The following is a 20,160-nucleotide window of genomic DNA, read 5'->3' as shown; positions in this document are numbered from 1 at the left end:
CGGCGCCGCGGGAATGGTTGGGCTATGCCGTGCGGGCCAGCTCGTACTGGTTATGGGGCTCGGCCTTGAGCAGTCTTACGGTTCCGCGGCAATCGTCGATGAGCAGATCGAGACAGGCATCAGCCACGCAATGCCAGTCAGCCGCGCGGTCGGCCTCGACCTTTAGCTGGCCGCCATCCGCAAAGCGGCAGGACAGGCGTAGGCTGTTCCCTTCGGAAGCCCGCGCCGGTTCGGCATGAATGGAAGACCACGCCAACTCCGGCAGCGGCTGCTGGAGCGCAATATCCGCATTGCCGGTCAGAAAAGAAAGCCTGCGAGCCGTACAGCATTCTTCCAGGATCGACCGGAATTCACCGTTGCCGGAAAGCACGATGGGGCGTGCCGGTTTGGCCGGGCTGCTCTCCCTGCGCCACCATCCGGCACCGTCCATGGCCGGATGGTCGTAGTCCTCGCCCTTCGCCAGCTTCGCGATAGCATGCGACAGCGCGGTAGGACGCGGCGGCCGGCAGCGGCTGTCGAAGGCGTCGTTTTCATAATGCCGCTCGCGATGCACCAGCATGGAATTCCAGTCGACCATGCCAAAGAGCGCCCAGGCGGTGACTGCGCGCACATCAGCCCCCTTGCGGCGGGCGGCGCCGGCCGCTTCCCAGCCCTCGATCAGCCATCGCAACTGCTCGTCGCGCGTGCATCCATTATGGTTTTCCGTAACTGCCAGCGGCAGGTGGTAACGCTCCCAAACCTCGCCGATGCGCAAGGCAAGTCGTGCCTGGTCTTGGCACTCTGAACGCACCGCGGCGATATCGACATAAACATCCGAACCGTTTCCGCCGACATACTCGCCGGGATGAAGCTCAGTGCGATGGTCGAGGAAGCGGTCGCTGGTCAGATAGTGGTCGATGCCGACGACGTCCGGAGGACAAGGCTCGCTTGCAAGCTCGGCAAGATCGTATTCGCTTGCTCCGGCCGTCAGCAGACTCTCATAAAACACGTGGCTTCGATCCACCCGGCCGGCAAGCAGGTCGATGGAGAGCCAGCGGCGCTCATTCTCGTAGTCGGCCTGGTGTCGCAGCGGGGCCGTAGAAAAGACGCGCCCGAAATCTTCTGTTTGAACGAGCCTTGCGCCGGGACTGACGGTTCGGATCGCGGCCATCGCCTTGGCGACTGCTCGACATTGGGCGACGAGCAACCGGAAGCAGGTCGCTTCGTCGGTGCCATGGGGGTACCACAAGCCGTAAAGGCCGCTGCACCGGGCGGTGACCAGCGGCTCATTGACGGGCGTGAAGGATTCAATCCAGGGATATCGCTGCGCCACCGCGAGGGCAAAGCTGGCGAATGCGTCTGAGAATAGCGGGTCGAGCACCTTGTCTGCCCGCGGGCCAAAGCCATGATGCAGAAAGCCGGCTATGGGATCGATGCCGAGTTCCCTCAGCCGTTTCAGCCGCGCGTCGGACCAGCTCCAGTCTTCCCCAGCAAGGCCATGTCGAACTCTATCCCAGAGCACCGGATAGCGAAGCGTCCTGATGCCCAGGCCGGCCACGAGCTCGAGATCACCCGAACGGTGATAGTGGCCAGTTTCGACCACCTGGTCGCGTATCCCCTCGCCGACCCGGACCACGCTGCATTCGATGCCGCCCCAAAGCTGAAGTGGCGTGTCGCGGCTCATTCCGCGGCCTCGGCCAGGCCGGTCGATGCCGGGGCTCCTACCGGCACCGTCTTCTGGATCCTCGCAAAGGTCGCCAGGGCCTGCCCGACCACCTGATCCATGTTGTAATAGCGATAGGTTGCGAGGCGTCCGACGAGCCAGACGTCTCGGAGCCCCCGGGCCAGCATCTCGTAGCGCTTGTAGAGCGTTTCGTTTTCCGCGCAGGGCACCGGGTAATAGGGGTCGCCCACATCGCTTGGATATTCATAGCTCAGGCTGGTTCTTGGATGCTTCTGGCCGGTCAGATGCTTGTATTCGGTGATCCGGGTGTAGTCCTCGTCCTGCGGGTAGTTCACCACGGCGACCGGCTGGAATGTCTCCCGCTCCAGCGTCACGTGGCGGAAGCGCAGCGATCGGTAGGGCAGTATCCCCAGCCTGAAGTCGAAAAACTCGTCGACCGGTCCTGTATAGATCAGCCGTCGATGCGGGATCTGCGTGCGGATGGTGCGATAGTCGGTCTGCAACATGACGCTGATGCGCGGGTTGTCGAGCATGCGCTGGAACATGCGGGTATAGCCTCCCGCCGGCATGTTCTGGAACACATCGCCAAAATAACGATCGTCGCGGTTGAGGCGCGTTGGAACCCGCGCCGTGACGGATTTGCTGAGCTGCGAGGGATCGCGGCCCCACTGCTTGGTGGTGTAGAAGCGAAAGAACTTCTCATAGAGCTCCCGCCCTACAGTGCTGACGACCACGTCCTCGGCGGTCGCCACCTGTTCGACCGTCTCTCTTCGCGCCGCGAAGAACGCTTCGAGTTCCTCGGAGGTCAACTCCAGATCATAGAGGCGGTTGATCGTGTCGAGATTGATCGGGATCGGCAGCAATTTGCCGTCCACGCGGGACAGGACGCGGTGCTCGTAGGGTCGCCATGCGGTGAACTGAGACAGATAGTCGGCGATTGCCTGCGAATTGGTGTGGAAGATGTGCGGACCGTAGCGATGGATCAGAATTCCCGCCTCGTCGTAGCAGTCATAGGCATTGCCGCCGACATGGTTCCGCCGATCGATGAGGAGGACGCTTTCCTTGCGTTGCGAGGCGATGCGCTCGGCAAGCACGCTGCCGGCGAACCCTGCCCCAACAATCAGCCAATCGAACATTGCAGCGTTTCCCTGCCAGCTCCCGATGTCTGCAATTCTCCGGCGCGTTCGATCAGCTCCGCCATTTGGGCCCATGTCCTGTCCCAGGACATGCCGGCGAGGTACCCGTCGACCTTTTGCAGCCAGTTCGCGTCGGGCCCATCAAGAACCGACTTCAGCTTTGCAGGCATGTTCCCGGCATCGGCGATCTCGACCAGGCCGGCGGCGGCATAGCTGCGCACCACGTCCATTATGGCGGTAGATACGGTGCGAAGTCCGGCGGCCAGAAACTCCGGCGTCTTTGTCGGGCTGATATAGCGGGTGGATTCGTTCAGGGCGAAAGGCATCCAGCCGGCCTGCCAGTTGGCCAGATAGAAGGGCAGTTCGGCGTAGGACTTTCGCCCCAGCCAATGCAGATTTGGGGCCGTGGGAAGGGTTGCAGGATCGATCTTTGCCGTTGGCCCGAGCATGACGAAATGGACATGCGGCAGCGCAGAGACGGCTTGAGCGACCAGCGCGAGATCCATGCGCTCGTCGATGACGCCGAAAAACCCGATGCGGGGATGCGGGATGCTGCATTGATCCGGCGGATCAGTCATCGGCAGCCGCGCGCGTCTGAAGTGCTCGGCGTCGATGCTGCTTGGAAGCGAATAGACGGCCGGATGCAGCGCGCGCTTGGCCTGGTAGAGGCTTTCTCCGCCGGTGAAGACGACGTCCGCCAGCTCGAAAAGCACGCTCTCCATCTCCGACAGCGCGCGCGGCGCGCCCTTGAAGGCGGACAGTTCGTCCATGCAGTCATAGATGCACAGGTCGCAATCGAGATGGCCGCTGAAGCGAAGCGCCATCGGGGTATAATACCAGAGGATCCTTCTTCCGGGCGGCTCCGCGGCGATGAGTTCATTGAGCTGGCGACGCTGGATTTGCAGGGCTTCCGTCGGCGACGTTCCGTGCGGCAGCACCGGCGTTACGACACTAAGCCGAGGCAGGGCATCCACGATCCGCAGGAACGATTGGCCCGTCTGCTCGAAAGCCGGCTCTTCGAAATATACTACCCGGTGGCTCCGCGCTGCCCTGGCAAGAAGATGCTGCGGTCTTTGATATACGAAATCCCAACGCAGATGAGAGAAGCAAAACAACAAGGAGCGGGAATTTTCTTCCGAACAATGGATGTCCATTTCATTTCCGATCCTTGTTTGACGAAATACATCTATTCGAGAACTTTCCCTCGTCATTTCCGGCAACAAAAAAACATCTCCGAGGCCATTCGACTTCGGCTGCTTTTGCCGCCTTCTAACGTCGTCTCAAGGGAGTTGTTCCCGATCAGTTCACAGAAATTTGCGGGAGGCTGGAACACCTTGCGCTCGCCGCAGTTGATCATCGCGGAATTGAGGAGATGACTTTGATGATAATCGACGCTCATCTGCACACGTCCGGACGCGAGGATGCAGACGGCGTGCTGCACTCGCTCGACGAGGCGGGCGTGGAGATTGCGGTCCTTCTCGCGCCGTTCCTAACGGAGCCCTATTCGCTCGCCGACCGCGAGTCGCTGCGCGCCGGCAATCGCCACCTGTCCAGGCTGATCGCCGGGCACACCGACAGGCTGTTCGGCTTTGCCGTGGTCAACCCCCTGCACGCCGAAGCCGCGCGCGACCTTGAGGAGGCGGCCAGCCTGCCCGGCATTTGCGGGCTGAAGCTGGTGCCGACGGGCTGGTATCCCTACGACGATTGCGCCCATCGTGTATATGAAGCTGCCGAGCGCCTCGGCCTGCCGATCCTGTTTCACAGCGGCATCTTCATCGACGGCCGCTCCGGCCGCTTCTGCCGACCGAGCTTTTACGAAGCGGTGCGCGATCATCCGCGATTGCGAGTGACGCTTGCCCATCTCGGCTGGCCCTGGTGCGACGAGGCGAACGCGGTCGGCCTCATCGATCGCATCAACGGCGTCGATCCGGCCGAGAGCCAGTTCCGCTTCGACATCTCCTTCGGCCCGCCCCCCGTCTATCGCGAATCCGTTCTTCGCCTCGCATTCGACATCCTCGGCTCGCAGCAATTGCAATTCGGAAGCGATCGCTTCCTGCCTTGCCCGGGCGCTCATATCCGCGCCGCCATCGACGAAGTGGCGGAACTGCTGGACAGGCTTGAGATAGCGCCGGACGATCGTCGGGAACTGATGTCGGGCACAGCCGCCAGATGGTTGCGCTTGCCCGAGGCCGCAGGGGTATGATCATGGCTGGTTCGAGCCGTATGGCGGGCGCAGATCGAAAATTCCGGGACAGCGGCAGGATCAACATTCTGGAGGTGCTGGGCAATGCGATCGTCGGCGGCATGGAGAACTACGTCGGCAATCTCATCAGCAACCTGCCCGCCGAAGAGTTCGGCGTGGCCGTGTTGTGCCCGTTCGAAAGTGCCTATACCCGCATGCTGCGGCTGAAGGGTTGCCCCGTCTACATCGCCCCATTGCGGGACGATCCGCCGTGGCGCTCGATCGAGATGATCGCCGGTCTGGTGGATGTCTGCGAAATCGACCTCATCCACGCCCATTTGATGAACGCGCATACGGTTGCCGCGATCGCCGGCACACTTACCGACACTCCCACGGTTGCAACGTTGCACGGCATGAGCCTGCAACCGCAGGAGATCAGCGTGGCCCGCCTGACCGGCAGCCATATGATCCTGGTTTGCCGGGAGGCGTGGTCACAGGCACTCGCCGTCGGGTTCCAGCCCGAACGGCTGACCCTGATCCCCAATGGCATCGACCTCCAGCGCTACCGACCGGGCTGCGCTCCGCGCAACCGGCTGCGCGACGCCATCTCGGTCGGCGAAGAGGAATTCCTGGTCGGCTTTGTCGGGCGCCTGGCCTGGGAAAAAGGCCCCGACAAGTTCATCAAGGCGGCCGATTACATTCTGCGGCACAAGCCGGAAGTGCATTTCGCACTGGTCGGAACCGGTTCCATGGAAAAGGACCTCATGCTTGCGATCGAAAGGGCGGGAATTTCCAGGAATGTACATCTGGCCGGGGTCTGGGAGGACCCGTCAGAAGTCTATCCGGCGCTCGATCTCATGCTGCATACCTCGCGCGCCGATGCCATGCCGCTGGCGCTGCTGGAAGCGATGGCCTGTGGCGTGCCGGTCATCGCAATCGGCGTGGGCGGGGTGCCTGAAATCATCGAGACTGGCGAAACCGGCATTTTGGTGGGCACCAGCGAATGGCCGGGCATCGTCAGCGAGTTTCCAGGCGATTGGGAGGGTGTCGCAAGGGCCGCGCTCAAGCTCATCAGCCAGCCGGAAAAGCTGAAGGCCATGTCGGCCGCAAGTGTCAGGCGCGCCGCCGCCAACTACAACATAACCGAATCCGTGGCCCTTACGGCCCAGCTTTTCCGCAAGCTGGCCGGAGCGTCCGGGGCTGCGGTCCGCATGCGCCCTTTACGTGAGAAGAAAATGCAGTAACGCCTATTTCCCGGAAATCTTCGTGCTGATTATAACCCCATGAGGAACAGCGTTCCGCTATTCGGCACGCCAACACACCAGATGTCCGGCCAAGCGCCTTTCGCCGCGGACCATATTTTGCATCAAGCTGCCAGCGCACCACGCAAACAACACACCATCTGATCTATGGCGAATCTCGTACACTCCTGTCCTCACATGTGCTTTACTTGATTTTTTCTCGAGGAATGGAGGGTGAAATGGCCACCAGCGTGAAAGAACTCATGTCTGCCGCGAATTCTGCCGTGCGCAAGATCTCCCCCGATGAAGCACGCAGGATGATTGCCGAGGACGACGCTCTTGTTGTTGACGTGCGCGACGCGCCTGAAGTTCAGGCCAGCGGCAAAATCAAGGATGCACTGCACGTTTCCCGGGGCATGCTGGAGTTCCGTGCCGATGCGGACACGCAATACCACAATCCCGAATTCCGGAAGGACCGGCCGATCATCCTTTACTGCGCCTCAGGCGGCCGCTCAGCACTCAGCGGCAAGGTCTTGAAGGACATGGGCTATGAGAAGGTCTTCAATCTCGGTGCGTTCAAGGATTGGGCCGAGACCGGGGGCGATGTCGACAAGACGGCCTGAAACGCGAAGCTTTCGACGCGAGCAGCGCGGCGACGCCAAGAGGCAACTCGTTGACGAGCTTGCCTCGAGCCGCGCTGTCGAGTCGCGTCGCTGCTTGCTCCAACAGGCAGCCTTATGGCCCATGAGAAGCCGCAGAATGGCCCAGTACGGCAGCCGGATAATGCGGGAAAGTCTCAGGCATGACTTCTCTCGCCAAGACCCAGCTCGAGACCTTCCTCGCCAGCCTGCGGACCGCCATCGGCCTGCAGGCAACAAGTGACGGGCCGCTGAAAGATGCCTTTCATCGGGCCCTTGCCGGACTGCCCGCCGACGAAATTGGCCTGAACGAACTGAAGCCCGGCAGATTGCCGGCGTGCCGACATCTTGAAAGCTGCTGCGACGATCTCGCAGACGCGCCGGCGCACCTCAGCGAACTGGCACAGGCCTTCAGGCAAATCGAGCCGATGCTTGCCTGGTACAATCGCAGAGGATCGGCGTCTTCCCTATTTAACGAAAGTCACGCCAATTCGATCATTGTCGGTCCGGATGCACTGCTGCCGAGCAGCAGTGTGGAAATCGGCGTCACGGTCATGGCGCCACATACTACCTACCCTGATCATCGCCACCCGCCGGAAGAGGTGTATATTGCCCTTTCCCCCGGACAGTGGCGGCAAAACGACGGGCCGTGGAACGAGCCCGGCATCGGCGGCCTGATCTACAACCCCGGCAATATCCTGCATTCGATGCGTTCCGGTCAGGAGCCGCTCTTCGCCTTCTGGTGCTTGCCACTGCCCTGAGATTCAACGCCTTTCGGACGCGGCGCTATCGGCAACTGCCGCTCCGATCGGCTCCTATGCTTCGGCGACCGCCACGGTCACATCGGACTGGCGCAGCGCCTCGGCCAGATCGGCCGGCGGCATCCGGTTGACCAGCAATTCGTCAAAATCCGCAAGAGCGCAAACCCGCACAAGCCCCTTTTTCCCGAACTTCGAGGCATCGGTGACGACGACCCGCCGGCGCCCGCAAGAGAGGGCAGCCTGCCCGAACTGCGCTTCTTCCAGATCATAGTCCATGACGCCCGTGGCCGCGTTGATGGCGCCGGCCGAAATGATTGCATGATCGACGCTGAAGCGGCTTACGAACTCGATGGCCGAAAAGCCCAGTGCCGCACCGCTGTCGCTTCGCAGCTCGCCGCCGGCCATGTAGACCTTGTTGCCGTTGACCGTGGCCAGCGTGCGGGCGATGTCCGACGAGTTGGTCACCACCGTCAGCCTGCGGTGATCCAGGAGCGCACGGGCGAGCAGGCTGGTGGTGGTTCCGGTGTCGAGCATGATCGACTCCCCATCACGGATGGTTGACGCGGCAAGCCGGGCGATGGCCTCCTTCGCCGGGCGGTTCTCCCGCATCCGCCGTTCGAACGGCGCTTCGCTGACAACCGATGGCAGAGCTATCGCCCCGTGCATGCGCACGACTTCCCCTCGGGCAGCCAGAGGCTTGACGTCCCTGCGCACTGTCTCCAGCGAAACTCCCAGCCGGCGCGCCAGTTCGCCCACGCTGATCGTTCCCTCCTCCTTCAGCAAGGTGAGTATCTGGCCGTGACGAGGAGAATGTTCCATTCGCGAGTTCCTTGTGACCCATGACCGGATTTGATGTGTTTTGCCCGACCTCATGGCACAAATGCCTCGAATCCGGTCATAAATCCACATTTAATCGTTGACTTCTCGCCAACGCCAACCGATCCTCCGTCAAAACAGTCAGCAAAAAGCTGCGAGGGGAAAACATGGCGGAGGCTATTGAAATCCCGGCTGCCCGCCGGGAAAGAATTGCAGCTTTGCCTGTCTGGGAGGGGCAGATCGCAATCGAGCCGCTGATGGGCGGCATCAGCAATGAAAGCTGGCTGGTAACCGACGCGCGCGGACGACACGTCGTGCGCTTCGGAAAGGACTATCCCTTCCATCATGTGTTTCGCGAACGCGAGGTCATGACGGCGCGAGCCGCAGAAGAGGCGTCGTTTGCGCCTGCCGTGGAACATGCCGAGCCAGGGGTCATGGTGTCCCGCCATCTGCTCGCCAAGACCTATGGCGAAGCCGATGTGCGCGCCAACATCGAGCGTGTGGCGAAGATAGTTCGCGAATTCCATTTCATGATGCCGCGCCACGTTTCGGGCCCTGGCTTCATGTTCTGGCCCTTCCATGTCATTCGCGATTATGCGCGCACGCTGGGCGACGGCGGAAGCCGCATGGCCGCGCATCTGCCCGCCTATCTCGCAATGGCGGAAGAACTCGAAGCCGCGCAGATGCCGCTTCCCATCGTCTTCGGCCACAACGACCTTCTACCGGCTAACCTGCTCGACGATGGCGAGCGCCTGTGGCTGATCGATTTCGAATATGCCGGGTTTTCCTCCGCCATGTTCGATCTTGCGGGGCTGTCGTCGAATGCCGGCTTTTCGGCCGAACAGTCCGAAGCCTTGCTCGGCTACTATTTCGACAGGTCGCCCGACCCTGCCATGCTGCGCTCGCTTGCGGCCATGCAGTGCGCCTCGCTTTTGCGCGAGGCCATGTGGAGCATGGTTTCCGAACTCTACCTCAACGCGCCCGGCACCGATTACGTGGCCTACACGCAAGAGAACCTCAAGCGGCTTGAAGCCGCTCTCGACGCTTACCGAACACAATACGGACGTGCCTCCTGATGACCCAGTCCCTGCCCTCCCATGCCCAGATCATCGTCATCGGAGGCGGGATCATCGGCTGCTCCACCGCCTATCACCTGGCGCGCGACCACAAGGCCGATGTGATCCTGCTGGAGCAGGGCAAGCTTACTTCCGGCTCGACCTGGCACGCGGCCGGCCTGATCGGCCAGCTTCGCTCCTCGGCTTCCATCACGCGGGTGCTGAAATACTCGGTCGAGCTCTACAAGCGCCTGCATGAGGAAACCGGCCTCGAGACAGGCTGGAAGATGACCGGCTGCCTGCGGCTTGCCACCAACGAGGACCGCTGGACCGAGTTCCGCCGGCTTGCCACCACGGCACGAAGCTTCGGCATGGAGATGCATCTCGTCTCGCCGGCGGAGGTCAAGCGCATGTGGCCGCTGATGGACACGTCCGATCTTGTCGGCGCGTCCTGGCTTCCGACCGATGGGCAGGCCAACCCTGCCGACATCACCTATTCGCTGGCAAAGGGTGCGCGCATGCATGGCGCTCGCCTTTTCGAGGGCGTGCGTGTGACCGGCTTTGTCATGGAAGGCGACCGCATCATCGCCGTCGAGACCAATCAGGGCACAATCGCCTGCGAAGCGGTCGTCAATTGCGCCGGGCAGTGGGCACGCCAGGTCGGCGCCATGGCCGGCGTCTCGGTGCCGCTTCAGCCGGTCAAGCACCAGTATATCGTTACGGAGAAAATCGAGGGGCTGGCCGCGGACGCGCCGACCATCCGCGACCCCGACCGGCGCACCTATTTCAAGGAGGAAGTGGGCGGCCTGGTCATGGGCGGCTACGAGCCGAACCCTCAGCCCTGGGCGACTGGCCTGCCGGATGGCGATGTTCCGGACGAATGGGAGTTCCAGCTCTTCGACGACGACTTCGACCATTTCGAACAGCATATGACGCAGGCCATCGCGCGAGTGCCCGCCCTCGGGAACGTCGGCGTCAAGCAGATGATCAATGGGCCGGAGAGTTTTACGCCGGACGGAAACTTCATTCTCGGTCGCGCGCCCGAATGCGCCAACATGTTCGTCGGTGCGGGCTTCAACGCCTTCGGCATTGCATCCGGCGGCGGGGCCGGCTGGGTTCTGGCCGAATGGGTCATCCGGGGCGAGGCGCCGCTGGATCTCTGGAGCGTCGATATCCGCCGCTTCTCCGGCCTTCACCGGGACCGTGCATGGGTTCAGGAGCGCACGCTCGAGGCTTATGGCAAGCACTACACCGTCGCATATCCGCACGAGGAGCACGAAAGCGGCCGGCCGCGCATCGTTTCGCCCTTGTTCGAAAGGCTCAAGCAGCACCGCGCCGTTTTCGGCTCCAAGCTCGGTTGGGAGCGACCGAACTGGTTTGCCCCGGCCGAAGTGGAGCCGGCCGACGTATATTCGATGGGACGCCAGAACTGGTTCGAGCATGTGGGCGCCGAGCACGCACATGTGCGCGAGAAGGTAGGCGTGTTCGACCAATCCTCCTTCGCCAAGTTCGAGCTCTCGGGCCGCGATGCCGCGGAAGCGCTGAGCTTCATCTGCGCGAACGATGTCAGCAAGCCCGCAGGGCGGCTTACCTATACGCAGATGCTGAACACGCGCGGCGGCATCGAGTGCGACCTGACTGTGGCGCGCCTTGCCGACGACCGGTTCTACGTCGTGACGGGCACCGGCTCCCGCACCCATGATTTCGGCTGGATCGCCGACCACCTGCCCACGGGTGCAGACGTCCGGTTGAGTGACGTTACCGAAGAGTTCGGCACCCTTTCGCTGATGGGTCCGAGGGCTCGCGACGTGCTGGCGGCAATCACGTCGGCCGACATCGCCAACGCCGCCTTCCCCTTCGGCCATGTGCGGGAGATCGACATAGCCGGCTATCCTGTTCGCGCACTGCGCGTCACCTATGTCGGCGAACTCGGCTGGGAACTGCATGTGCCGATCGCAGGCACTGGCAATGTGTTCGACGCCCTGATGGAAGCCGGGAAGAAGCACAATATCCGTCCCGTCGGCTACCGAGCGATCGAGTCGCTGCGGCTGGAAAAGGGCTATCGCGCCTGGGGTTCGGACATCACGCCAAACGACACCCCGTTCGAGGCCGGTCTCGGCTGGGCCGTCAAGCTGAAACAGAACGTGCCCTTCATCGGCCGGGAGGCCTGCGAGAGGGTAGCGGCACGGCCGCTCGCCAAGCGGCTGGCCGGTTTCACCACCGCGGACCAGAGTGTCGTGCTGGTCGGCCGCGAGACTATCCTGCGCAACGGCGAGCCGGTCGGGTACCTGACCAGCGGAGGCTATGGCTACACGGTCGGCAAGCCGGTCGGCTACGGCTATGTGCGCAATGAATCGGGCGTAGACGACGAGTTCCTGTCGTCCGCCCGATACGAACTCATCGTGGCAAACGAACCTTTCGCGGCCACGATCCACATGACGCCGCTCTATGACCTGCAGGGGGAACGCGTGAAAAGCTGATCGGCAGGTCTGGCGGCGATACGGTTGCCGAGTGCAGCTCGCGCTCGTTTGGGAGGGGAAGGCAAATGGCTTCTATCGGTACGTACGTCATCTACATTATCATGGCTTGCGCCATTGCTGGCGCCATCGCTTCGATCCGCAACCCTGAAGGGGGGCTCGGAAAGGAGTTCATCGAGGGGCTTCACGCCATCGGCCCGATCTTCATTCCGGTCGCCGGCATCATGGCGTCGATACCCTATCTGTCGGAATTCATCCGCGTCGCGGTCGGTCCGCTGTTTGCATTCGTGGGGGCAGATCCCTCGATCGCCGCGACGACGGTGATCGCAGTCGACATGGGTGGCTACCAACTCGCCGATGCGTTGGCGGGATCGCGCGATGCCTGGATGATAGCCACCATCGTCGGCTTCACCTCGGGCGCCACCATCATCTTCTCCATCCCTGTTGGCTTGGCCATGCTCGCCAAGTCCGACCACAAATACATGGCGCTGGGCATCATGTCGGGCATCCTCAGCGTGCCGATCGGCGTGTTCATTGCCTGCTCGATCATCGCCTTCGCCGGTCTCGATATTCGGCCTGAGGTTTCGACGACGGCCGAGGCTACTCATCAGGTAGCGCTGGCGATGAGCGACATTCTGCGCAATCTCTTTCCGCTCATCGTCTTTTGCGTGGCCATTGCATTGGGCCTGCGCTTCGTGCCCGATGCCATGATCAAGGGTTTTCTCTGGTTCGGGCGCATCATGTATGCCGGCATCACCCTGGTGCTGGTCGCCTCGATCGTCGAATATTTCACCGGCTTCTTCAGCACGGTCTTCGGCTCCTGGGGCTTCGATCCGATCATCGCCGACGAGCAGGACCAGTTCCGGGCGCTGGAAATCGCCGGCTATATCGGCATCATGCTCGCCGGCGCGTTCCCCATGGTCTATCTGCTGACCAAATATCTCGCCGGGCCCATGCAGGTTCTGGGCGCACGCATCGGCGTCTCGCCGGAGGGAGCGGCGGGTCTGCTTGCCGCAAGCGCGAATATCCTGGCCATGTACCGGCTGGTCGGCAGGATGCAGCCGAAGGACAAGGTCCTTGCCATCGCCTTCGCGGTCTGCGCCGCCTTTACCTTCGGCGACCATCTGGCCTTCTCGGCCAACTTCCAGCCGACGATGATCCTGCCGCTGATGCTCGGCAAGCTGCTTGGCGGCGCTGCCGGCTTCATGCTGGCAGTGTGGCTGTCGGTTCCAAAGGCAGAGGAACTCGCATCGCTTGAACAGAAGTCCGGCGCTGCAACCCAGTTCATGCCGGCGGAATAAGTCGAAACAGCAGCCAACCTCGTGCCGAACCTGCCACTGGTTTTTCGGCACGAGGTTGAACTGGCGAGGTCGCTCCGTGACGCCGCGGAGTTGAGACGAACACGATAATGAGCTAATCAGTTTGCTCATTGAGACTCAGCCCTGCGCCCCATCGCCAGGACGGGCCGTGCGCGGGCTGCGCATCCTGCGAGAATTGGCCAAGCTGCCCAGGCAGCAAGAGCCGTCCGCATGACTGGTCTCCTTTGACCGCCGGATCGTCGGCGAAAAATAATTCTTCCCATGAAATTTTATTTCATAGCAGTTGACGCAAAGGCAGCGGCGGGGCTAACTGTCTGCGAGGAGAGTTAGCCAGATCTGCGCCTACGCGAGTTGAGGCGAAATCGCGCGGCGAGCCGCCGCCGCGGTGCGGGATCGCGTCCCGTTCCGACGACAACAGATACCGGATTCATATTCGAAGGGAGCGAAGTTGATGCCCGAATTCAAGACAGACATCGAAATAGCGCGCGCGGCCACGAAGCGTCCGATCCAGGAGATCGGCGCCAAGATCGGCATCGCGCCGGAGCACCTTTTGCCCTACGGCCACGACAAGGCCAAGGTGTCGGCCGACTTCATCCGGTCGGTCAAGGGCAACAAGGACGGCAAGCTGATCCTGGTCACCGCCATCAACCCGACCCCGGCCGGCGAGGGCAAGACCACCACCACGGTGGGCCTCGGCGACGGCTTGAACCGCATCGGCAAGAAGGCCATCACCTGCATCCGCGAGGCCTCGCTCGGGCCCAACTTCGGCGTCAAGGGCGGCGCGGCCGGCGGCGGCTATGCCCAGGTGGTGCCGATGGAGGACATGAACCTCCACTTCACCGGCGACTTCCACGCCATCACCACCGCCCACAATCTGCTCTCGGCCTTGATCGACAACCACATCTACTGGGGCAACGAGCAGCAGATCGACATCCGCCGCGTCGCCTGGCGCCGGGTCATGGACATGAACGACCGTGCGCTGCGCGACATCGTCTGCTCGCTCGGCGGGGTGGCCAACGGCTTCCCACGCGAGGCCGGCTTCGACATCACCGTCGCCTCCGAGGTGATGGCGATCCTGTGCCTGGCCACCGACCTGAAGGACCTCGAAAAGCGCCTCGGCGACATCATCATCGCCTACCGCCGCGACAAGAGCCCGGTCTTTGCCCGCGACATCAAGGCCGACGGCGCCATGACGGTGCTCTTGAAGGACGCCATGCAGCCCAACCTGGTGCAGACGCTGGAGAACAACCCCGCCTTCGTGCATGGCGGCCCGTTCGCCAACATCGCCCATGGCTGCAACTCGGTGATGGCCACCACCACCGCGCTGAAGCTCGCCGACTACGTCGTCACCGAGGCCGGCTTCGGCGCCGATCTCGGCGCGGAGAAGTTCTTCGACATCAAGTGCCGCAAGGCGGGGCTGAAGCCGGCGGCCGCGGTCATCGTCGCCACGGTGCGCGCGCTGAAGATGAACGGCGGCGTCAAGAAGGAAGACCTCGGCCAGGAAAACGTCGAGGCGGTGAAGAAGGGCTGCGCCAATCTCGGCCGCCACATCGAGAACGTGAAGCAGTTCGGCGTGCCGGCGGTGGTGGCGATCAACCACTTCCACGCCGACACCGAGGCCGAGATCCAGGCGGTGAAGGAGTTCGTCGCCGCCATGGGCGAGGAGGCGATCCTGTGCCGGCACTGGGCCCAGGGCTCGGCCGGCATCGAGGAGCTGGCGCACAAGGTGGTGCAGCTGGCCGAGTCGGGCGCGGCGCAGTTCGCGCCGCTCTATGGCGACGAGATGAGCCTGTTCGACAAGATCAACACCATCGTCCAGCGCATCTACCGCGGCTCGGAAGCGATCGCCGACAAGTCGGTCCGCGACCAGCTGCACGCCTGGGAGCAACAGGGCTACGGCCACCTGCCGGTGTGCATGGCCAAGACGCAATACTCGTTCTCGACCGACCCCAATCTGCGCGGCGCGCCGACCGGCCACACCGTGCCGGTGCGCGAGGTGCGGCTGTCGGCCGGTGCCGGCTTCGTCGTCGTCATCTGCGGCGAGATCATGACCATGCCGGGCCTGCCCAAGGTGCCGTCGTCGGAAAAGATCTTCCTCAACGAGCACGGCCAGATCGAGGGCCTGTTCTAAGGCCCGGACAGGGCCGGCGCACGCGCCGGCCATCTTCCCAGGACGACGCCGCGCGGGCCACCCGCGCGGCGTTTCTGTTTGGGTAGGGCCAACGCCCCCTTCCCTCACTGCGATGGCGCGTTCGTGATCAGCTCCCGGGCAACATAGTGCGCGGCGCGCCGCCAGGCTTCGTCATTGTCTCCGCGAAACGTGATGAGCCGATTGAACACCATCTTGCGCGAAGCCGTGTCGTAAACCTCGAGCCGCGCCCAGAGCACGAGCGTGCTCATCTTTTCAACGGCACCGACCGCAAGGAATCGCGCGCCGGCATCCTTCGCGCGGCTGAAGAGTTCGTCCATCGTCATCGACTGGCCGCTGCAGCGCGGCTGCGGGCATTTCATGTCCGCAAGCGTGAAACGACCGCTTGCGGCGACTTCCTCATGCATGATGCGATCGAACCGCTCCAGGCGGGCGTCATGCTCGGCTGTCTGGTCGCGCGGCTCGCCTGAACTGTCGAGCAGGAAGACACCGGAAAGCGCCAAGGATGGCGGACTGTCCTTGGCCAAAGCGTTGGAATGAGCGGCGGTCAAAAGCCACATGCCAGCCAGGAGCGCAGCCGAGCGAACGATGCGCCAAGCGTGCTTGCTCCGCTCTCGTCGACTCGCGGATGCGGGGACAGGCCTCTCCATCGCAGCCTCCATAGCGTCAGGCGCAGGCCACTCGGCCGGCCGCCGCAACGGCCAGCATAGAAAAAGCCGACACCGGCGGCAACCGATGTCGGCCCTGCGAGGGGAAGCAGGGAGTTTTGAAGCGTCAGCTTGCCAAGGCGACGGGGCGTTCGACCTCGATGCCGTATTCGGCCGCGGCATCGACGATGCCGTCCCAGATGCTGTCGGCAAAGCTGGAGAAGACCAGCAGGTTGAAGACGGGCGAACCGTCGGCCGCATCCGGATCGCGCCACAGATTGACTGCCGTATGGTCGACCGACGTCGTGGCGGCCGTGCCAACGGGGAATGCGTGATCATGCAGGTCCACCGAGGACAGCTTGGCGAGCATGTCGCGCACGCGCGGACCCGACATGCGAACCAGGCAGCGGCCATCCGACTGATCGGACAGGGAGGCCACGCCCTCAAAGACTGCACTCAAAGCGCGGAGGGGCTGGAGGGCGCCAGCGGCACGCGGCGACAGCGCCATGAGCTGGTCGGCTCCCGACCAGATCAAAGTGGCGTCCTTGCCTGCAACCGCCGTCCGTGGGGCCGGTGCTGCCACACCATAGTGGGCCTTGACCGCCTTTGCCGTCGCGTCCCATTGCCCGCGCCTGGCCATGATCTGCACCAGATCGAAATCGCGGATTTCGGTGAGCACCACGCCAGCGCCTGCCGTCAGCGCGCCGAACGCTCCGGGGTTGACGGTCTGTTGCAGCGGGGAACGAGCGGTCCAGATAAAATCAGCCACGCTGACGCCCTCCTTCGGGATCGTAGAAGACCGGATTGCAGATTTCGACTTCGTAGTCTTCGCCACGCAGCGGGTCGTGCGCGCGCACGATCTCGCCAATGCGCTCGCGTCCCCGTTCGACAAGGCCAAGTCCGATCCACTGGTCCAACATCGGCGAGAAGCAGACGGAGGTCACATAGCCCTGGTCCGCCTGCGGACCGACCGGAGCACCCTTCGGCAGGATATGAGCACCCGACCGCAGGCGGCGTGCCTTGTCTACAGGCTTGAGACCCACGACCACCTGACGGTTCGGCGCCACGAGCCCCTCGCGCCCGGCCATGACGCGGCCAACAAAATCCTTCTTCTTGGACATCATCTTGCCGAGGCCGAGATCGTCGGCCGTAGTCGTGCCGTTAAGTTCCGGCCCGGCGACGTGGCCCTTCTCGATGCGCATGACGCCAAGCGCCTCGGTGCCATAAGGCGTCACGCCAAAAGGCTTGCCGGCTACCATCAGGTTGCGGGCCAGGGCGTCGCCGTAGCGGGCCGGAACCGAAATCTCGAAGGCCAGTTCGCCAGAGAAGGAAATGCGGAACAGCCGCGCGAACATGCCGCTGCGAAGCTGCACTTGCCGCACGCCCATGAAAGGGAAACCTTCATTGGACAGGTCCTCCGCCGGATCCACGAGCTCGCGCAGCAGGTCGCGGGTCTTCGGCCCGGCGATGGAGAACGTCGCCCACTGGTCGGTGCAGGAGGTGAGCTGCACGTCGAGCTCCGGCCACAGCACCTGGCGGCAGAATTCCAGATGCTGCATTACCGGGCCGGCCTTGGCCGTGGTGGTGGTGAGGAAGTAGTGATCTTCCGCCAGCCGCGAGGTGGTGCCGTCGTCCATGACGATGCCGTCCTCGCGCAGCATCAGGCCGTAGCGGGCCTTGCCGACGCCGAGAGAGGAGAAGGCGTTGATATAGACGCGGTCGAGGAAGGTGCCGGCGTCGGGGCCCATCACGTCGATCTTGCCGAGCGTGGACACGTCGCAGAAGCCTACCCCGTTGCGCACGGCCAGGACCTCGCGGGTGACCGAGGTCAGCCAGTCCTTCTCGCCCGGAAGCGGGTACCACTGAGCACGCTTCCACAGACCGGTGTCAACGAACACCGCGCCACGCTCGACAGCCCAGTGGTGCGAAGGAGCCAGACGGGTGGAGTGGAAGCTCTCGTCGCGGTTGTGGCCAGCAAAAGCACCGATCGCCACCGGCACATGCGGCGGACGATAGATGGTGGTGCCCGTCTGCTGGATCGATCGGCCGGTGAGTTCGGCCATGATGGCCAGGCCGGTGACATTCGAGTTCTTGCCCTGGTCAGTCGCCATGCCGAGCGTGGTGTAGCGCTTCAGATGCTCGACCGACTCGTAGCCCTCGCGCTGCGCCAGCGCCACGTCGGAAGCTGTGACGTCGTGCTGGAAGTCGACAAAGGCCTTCTGCTTGCCTTCAACGTGCCAGAGCGCCTTGATGGCCAAGCTTTCGTCTGTGGCGGCAGGCGCCAAGTGATTGGTGCCGGCATGGCCGCAATCGTGTGCCGCGGCAAACCCTGCCGCGTGGCCGCTGCGAAGGCAGGCGCCGAGCGACAAGTCGCCATTTGCAGCGCCTGCAACGGCCATTCCCGGCGGGCAGCCGTCGGGGACGAAGGCCGCGATGTCGTCCCGCCATTTCGGCCGGCCGCGATGATGCGAGGCCAGGCCCACCGAGGGGTTCCAGCCGCCCGACATGGCCAGCACGTCAGCCGAGACATTGGCGCTTCCGCCGCCTGTCAGTGCCACGTCGACACCGGTGATGCCCGACTTGCCGCCGCGCACGCCTGACACCGTGCCGTTAAGCACGGAAAATCCGCCGGCCTGCGCCAGCGTCCGGTACTGCTGCGGAACATCGCCACGCGCGTCGATGACAGCCGCGATTGCGATGCCGGCGCGATGCGCCGCCTCAACCGTCTTCCAGCCATCGTCATTGTTGGTGAACAGCGCCAGGCGCCTACCGGGAGCCGCCGCGAAGCGCTCGACATAGGTACGCACCGCCGAAGCCATCATCACGCCGGGGCGGTCGTTTCCGGAAAAGACGATCGGCCGTTCGCTCGCGCCGGCGGCCACAACGCAGCGCTTGGCCACGATGCGCCACAGGCGCTGGCGCACCTGGTGCTTGGGCGGAACCGGAACATGGTCGTTGACGCGTTCGAGCGCGCCATAGACGCCGCCGTCGTAGACACCGAAGACGGAGGTACGCGTCATCACGCGCACATTGGGCATGCTTTCGAGTTCGGCCAGCGCGCTCGACGTCCACTCGGCTGCCGGCATGGTGTCGATCTCGCCGCCGTCGCTGTTGAGGCGGCCGCCGACGATGCGGTCTTCCTCGGCCAGGATGACGCGTGCGCCGGTGCGGCCCGCGGCAAGGGCTGCAGCAAGGCCGGCCGGGCCGGAGCCGACCACCAGCACGTCGCAATGCGCCCATGCCTTGTCGTAGTGGTCGGGGTCGGCCACGCCGCTCGGGCGGCCGAGGCCGGCAGCCCGGCGAATGGCGGGTTCGTAAATCGACTCCCAGAACTTCGCCGGCCACATGAAGGTCTTGTAGTAGAAGCCGGCGACGAAGATCGGCGACGCCAGCGAATTGACCGACATGACGTCGAAGGCCAGCGAAGGCCAGCGGTTCTGGCTCTGCGCCACCAGCCCGTCATAAAGCTCGACCGTGGTGGCCTTGGTGTTGGGCTCGCGCCGCGCGCCGGTGCGCAGTTCCACCAGCGCGTTCGGCTCTTCTGGGCCGGCGGTCAGGATGCCGCGCGGGCGGTGGTACTTGAAGGAGCGGCCGACCAGCGTCACGCCGTTGGCGACCAGGGCCGAAGCCAGCGTGTCGCCGGCATAGCCGGTCATCTGCTTGCCGTCGAAGGTGAAGTCGATCGCCCTGGTCCGGTCGATCAGGCCGCCCTTGGCCAGCCGGTGTGATTGATGCGATGCCATTATTCTGCACCTGCCTTCGCGAATTCTGCGCTTGCCTTGGCAGCGGCTGCCCCGGTGCCGGCAGCGGCGCGCACAGAGCTGATTTCATGGGTCACGGTGTTGCGTTCGACGACGAGCCAGGAGCGGCAACCACCGCCGTGGTACCAATATTCGCTCATCACGCCGGCGACATTGTCGCGAAGATAGACATAGTCGTAGAAGGCATCCTGCTCGCCTTCCGCGCCCTTCCCCGCTTCCACGGCCGTGACAACCGGGCGCTTCGGCTTGGCGTCACCCAGATAGGTGAATTCGCCGTTTTCGCGTTCGCCGCAAAAAGGACATGCAATGCGCATT

Annotated in this window: 16 protein-coding genes; 8 read left to right on the top strand and 8 right to left on the bottom strand. The window is 63.4% G+C overall.

Annotation, left to right across the window (positions count from 1 at the left end; all coding sequences use genetic code 11):
- Positions 1-22: 22 nt before the first annotated feature.
- Genes AC3A4H_RS17670 through AC3A4H_RS17660 form a run of 3 tightly spaced genes read right to left on the bottom strand, consistent with a single transcriptional unit; the run spans position 23 to position 4,010 of the window.
- The gene (locus tag AC3A4H_RS17670; protein ID WP_487767860.1) at positions 23-1,663 is read right to left on the bottom strand and encodes a family 1 glycosylhydrolase; all 1,641 of its coding nucleotides are present in this window, start codon (positions 1,661-1,663) and stop codon (positions 23-25) included.
- Positions 1,660-2,799 (bottom strand): UDP-galactopyranose mutase, encoded by a 1,140-nt coding sequence (gene glf, locus AC3A4H_RS17665; RefSeq protein ID WP_487767859.1) that lies wholly within the window; start codon positions 2,797-2,799, stop codon positions 1,660-1,662. Before glf ends, AC3A4H_RS17670 begins: the two co-directional genes overlap by 4 nt.
- Positions 2,784-4,010: a glycosyltransferase family protein gene (locus AC3A4H_RS17660; protein ID WP_487767879.1), complete on the bottom strand. Its 1,227-nt coding sequence runs from the start codon at positions 4,008-4,010 to the stop codon at positions 2,784-2,786. Before AC3A4H_RS17660 ends, glf begins: the two co-directional genes overlap by 16 nt.
- 170 nt (positions 4,011-4,180) lie before the next feature.
- Here AC3A4H_RS17660 and AC3A4H_RS17655 point away from each other — a divergent pair, with 170 nt between their 5' ends.
- The 4 genes from AC3A4H_RS17655 to AC3A4H_RS17640 all read left to right on the top strand — a co-directional run bounded on the left by AC3A4H_RS17655 (position 4,181) and on the right by AC3A4H_RS17640 (position 7,621).
- Positions 4,181-5,002 carry an amidohydrolase family protein gene (locus tag AC3A4H_RS17655; RefSeq protein ID WP_487767858.1) on the top strand — a complete coding sequence of 274 codons (822 nt, stop codon included), beginning with the start codon at positions 4,181-4,183 and terminating at the stop codon, positions 5,000-5,002.
- 2 nt (positions 5,003-5,004) lie between these two features.
- Positions 5,005-6,225, top strand: a complete 1,221-nt coding sequence (locus tag AC3A4H_RS17650) for a glycosyltransferase family 4 protein (RefSeq protein WP_487767857.1) — start codon at positions 5,005-5,007, stop codon at positions 6,223-6,225.
- A gap of 236 nt (positions 6,226-6,461) precedes the next feature.
- Entirely contained in the window at positions 6,462-6,845 is a 384-nt protein-coding gene (locus AC3A4H_RS17645; RefSeq protein WP_487767856.1) for a rhodanese-like domain-containing protein, read from the top strand.
- Positions 6,846-7,024: 179 nt separating this feature from the next.
- Positions 7,025-7,621 (top strand): dimethylsulfonioproprionate lyase family protein, encoded by a 597-nt coding sequence (locus AC3A4H_RS17640; protein WP_487767855.1) that lies wholly within the window; start codon positions 7,025-7,027, stop codon positions 7,619-7,621.
- Between the two features lie 54 nt (positions 7,622-7,675).
- On the opposite strand, the gene AC3A4H_RS17635 is transcribed toward AC3A4H_RS17640, so the two are convergent.
- Positions 7,676-8,440, bottom strand: a complete 765-nt coding sequence (locus AC3A4H_RS17635) for a DeoR/GlpR family DNA-binding transcription regulator (protein ID WP_487767854.1) — start codon at positions 8,438-8,440, stop codon at positions 7,676-7,678.
- A gap of 164 nt (positions 8,441-8,604) precedes the next feature.
- Between AC3A4H_RS17635 and AC3A4H_RS17630 the strand changes: the two genes are divergently transcribed.
- The 4 genes from AC3A4H_RS17630 (at position 8,605) to AC3A4H_RS17615 (ending at position 15,419) form a co-directional block, all read left to right on the top strand.
- Positions 8,605-9,513 (top strand): phosphotransferase, encoded by a 909-nt coding sequence (locus tag AC3A4H_RS17630; protein ID WP_487767853.1) that lies wholly within the window; start codon positions 8,605-8,607, stop codon positions 9,511-9,513.
- Positions 9,513-11,972: a GcvT family protein gene (locus tag AC3A4H_RS17625; protein WP_487767852.1), complete on the top strand. Its 2,460-nt coding sequence runs from the start codon at positions 9,513-9,515 to the stop codon at positions 11,970-11,972. Before AC3A4H_RS17630 ends, AC3A4H_RS17625 begins: the two co-directional genes overlap by 1 nt.
- A gap of 65 nt (positions 11,973-12,037) precedes the next feature.
- A complete protein-coding gene (gene eutH / locus AC3A4H_RS17620) occupies positions 12,038-13,270 on the top strand; it encodes an ethanolamine utilization protein EutH (protein WP_487767851.1) in 1,233 nt (410 codons plus the stop codon).
- A gap of 469 nt (positions 13,271-13,739) precedes the next feature.
- Positions 13,740-15,419, top strand: a complete 1,680-nt coding sequence (locus AC3A4H_RS17615; RefSeq protein WP_487767850.1) for a formate--tetrahydrofolate ligase — start codon at positions 13,740-13,742, stop codon at positions 15,417-15,419.
- A gap of 104 nt (positions 15,420-15,523) precedes the next feature.
- On the opposite strand, the gene AC3A4H_RS17610 is transcribed toward AC3A4H_RS17615, so the two are convergent.
- The 4 genes from AC3A4H_RS17610 to AC3A4H_RS17595 form a co-directional block, all read right to left on the bottom strand.
- Positions 15,524-15,997, bottom strand: coding sequence for a DUF2380 domain-containing protein (locus AC3A4H_RS17610; RefSeq protein WP_487767849.1), 474 nt, complete (start codon positions 15,995-15,997; stop codon positions 15,524-15,526).
- A gap of 214 nt (positions 15,998-16,211) precedes the next feature.
- Entirely contained in the window at positions 16,212-16,853 is a 642-nt protein-coding gene (locus AC3A4H_RS17605) for a sarcosine oxidase subunit gamma (protein WP_487767848.1), read from the bottom strand.
- Positions 16,846-19,827, bottom strand: coding sequence for a sarcosine oxidase subunit alpha (locus AC3A4H_RS17600; RefSeq protein WP_487767847.1), 2,982 nt, complete (start codon positions 19,825-19,827; stop codon positions 16,846-16,848). The genes AC3A4H_RS17605 and AC3A4H_RS17600 overlap by 8 nt, the downstream gene beginning before the upstream one ends.
- Complete coding sequence (locus tag AC3A4H_RS17595) at positions 19,827-20,159, bottom strand: sarcosine oxidase subunit delta (protein ID WP_487767846.1); 333 nt, start codon at positions 20,157-20,159, stop codon at positions 19,827-19,829. Before AC3A4H_RS17595 ends, AC3A4H_RS17600 begins: the two co-directional genes overlap by 1 nt.
- Position 20,160 lies beyond the last annotated feature (1 nt).

The organism is Pseudaminobacter sp. Soil_N_29, from assembly GCF_057656055.1.
The sequence above is the reverse complement of the archived record's forward strand: the minus strand, read 5'-3'. Positions and strand labels throughout refer to the sequence as shown.

Bases quoted from the DNA above. Each gene is read 5' to 3' on its own strand.
- AC3A4H_RS17635 (WP_487767854.1), bottom strand. From the start codon at position 8,440: ATGGAACATTCTCCTCGTCACGGCCAGATACTCACCTTGCTGAAGGAG.
- AC3A4H_RS17660 (WP_487767879.1), bottom strand. From the start codon at position 4,010: ATGACGAGGGAAAGTTCTCGAATAGATGTATTTCGTCAAACAAGGATC.
- AC3A4H_RS17645 (WP_487767856.1), top strand. From the start codon at position 6,462: ATGGCCACCAGCGTGAAAGAACTCATGTCTGCCGCGAATTCTGCCGTG.
- AC3A4H_RS17595 (WP_487767846.1), bottom strand. From the start codon at position 20,159: ATGCGCATTGCATGTCCTTTTTGCGGCGAACGCGAAAACGGCGAATTC.
- AC3A4H_RS17650 (WP_487767857.1), top strand. From the start codon at position 5,005: ATGGCTGGTTCGAGCCGTATGGCGGGCGCAGATCGAAAATTCCGGGAC.
- AC3A4H_RS17615 (WP_487767850.1), top strand. From the start codon at position 13,740: ATGCCCGAATTCAAGACAGACATCGAAATAGCGCGCGCGGCCACGAAG.
- AC3A4H_RS17640 (WP_487767855.1), top strand. From the start codon at position 7,025: ATGACTTCTCTCGCCAAGACCCAGCTCGAGACCTTCCTCGCCAGCCTG.
- AC3A4H_RS17655 (WP_487767858.1), top strand. From the start codon at position 4,181: ATGATAATCGACGCTCATCTGCACACGTCCGGACGCGAGGATGCAGAC.
- AC3A4H_RS17625 (WP_487767852.1), top strand. From the start codon at position 9,513: ATGACCCAGTCCCTGCCCTCCCATGCCCAGATCATCGTCATCGGAGGC.
- AC3A4H_RS17610 (WP_487767849.1), bottom strand. From the start codon at position 15,997: ATGTGGCTTTTGACCGCCGCTCATTCCAACGCTTTGGCCAAGGACAGT.
- AC3A4H_RS17600 (WP_487767847.1), bottom strand. From the start codon at position 19,827: ATGGCATCGCATCAATCACACCGGCTGGCCAAGGGCGGCCTGATCGAC.
- eutH (WP_487767851.1), top strand. From the start codon at position 12,038: ATGGCTTCTATCGGTACGTACGTCATCTACATTATCATGGCTTGCGCC.
- AC3A4H_RS17670 (WP_487767860.1), bottom strand. From the start codon at position 1,663: ATGAGCCGCGACACGCCACTTCAGCTTTGGGGCGGCATCGAATGCAGC.
- glf (WP_487767859.1), bottom strand. From the start codon at position 2,799: ATGTTCGATTGGCTGATTGTTGGGGCAGGGTTCGCCGGCAGCGTGCTT.
- AC3A4H_RS17630 (WP_487767853.1), top strand. From the start codon at position 8,605: ATGGCGGAGGCTATTGAAATCCCGGCTGCCCGCCGGGAAAGAATTGCA.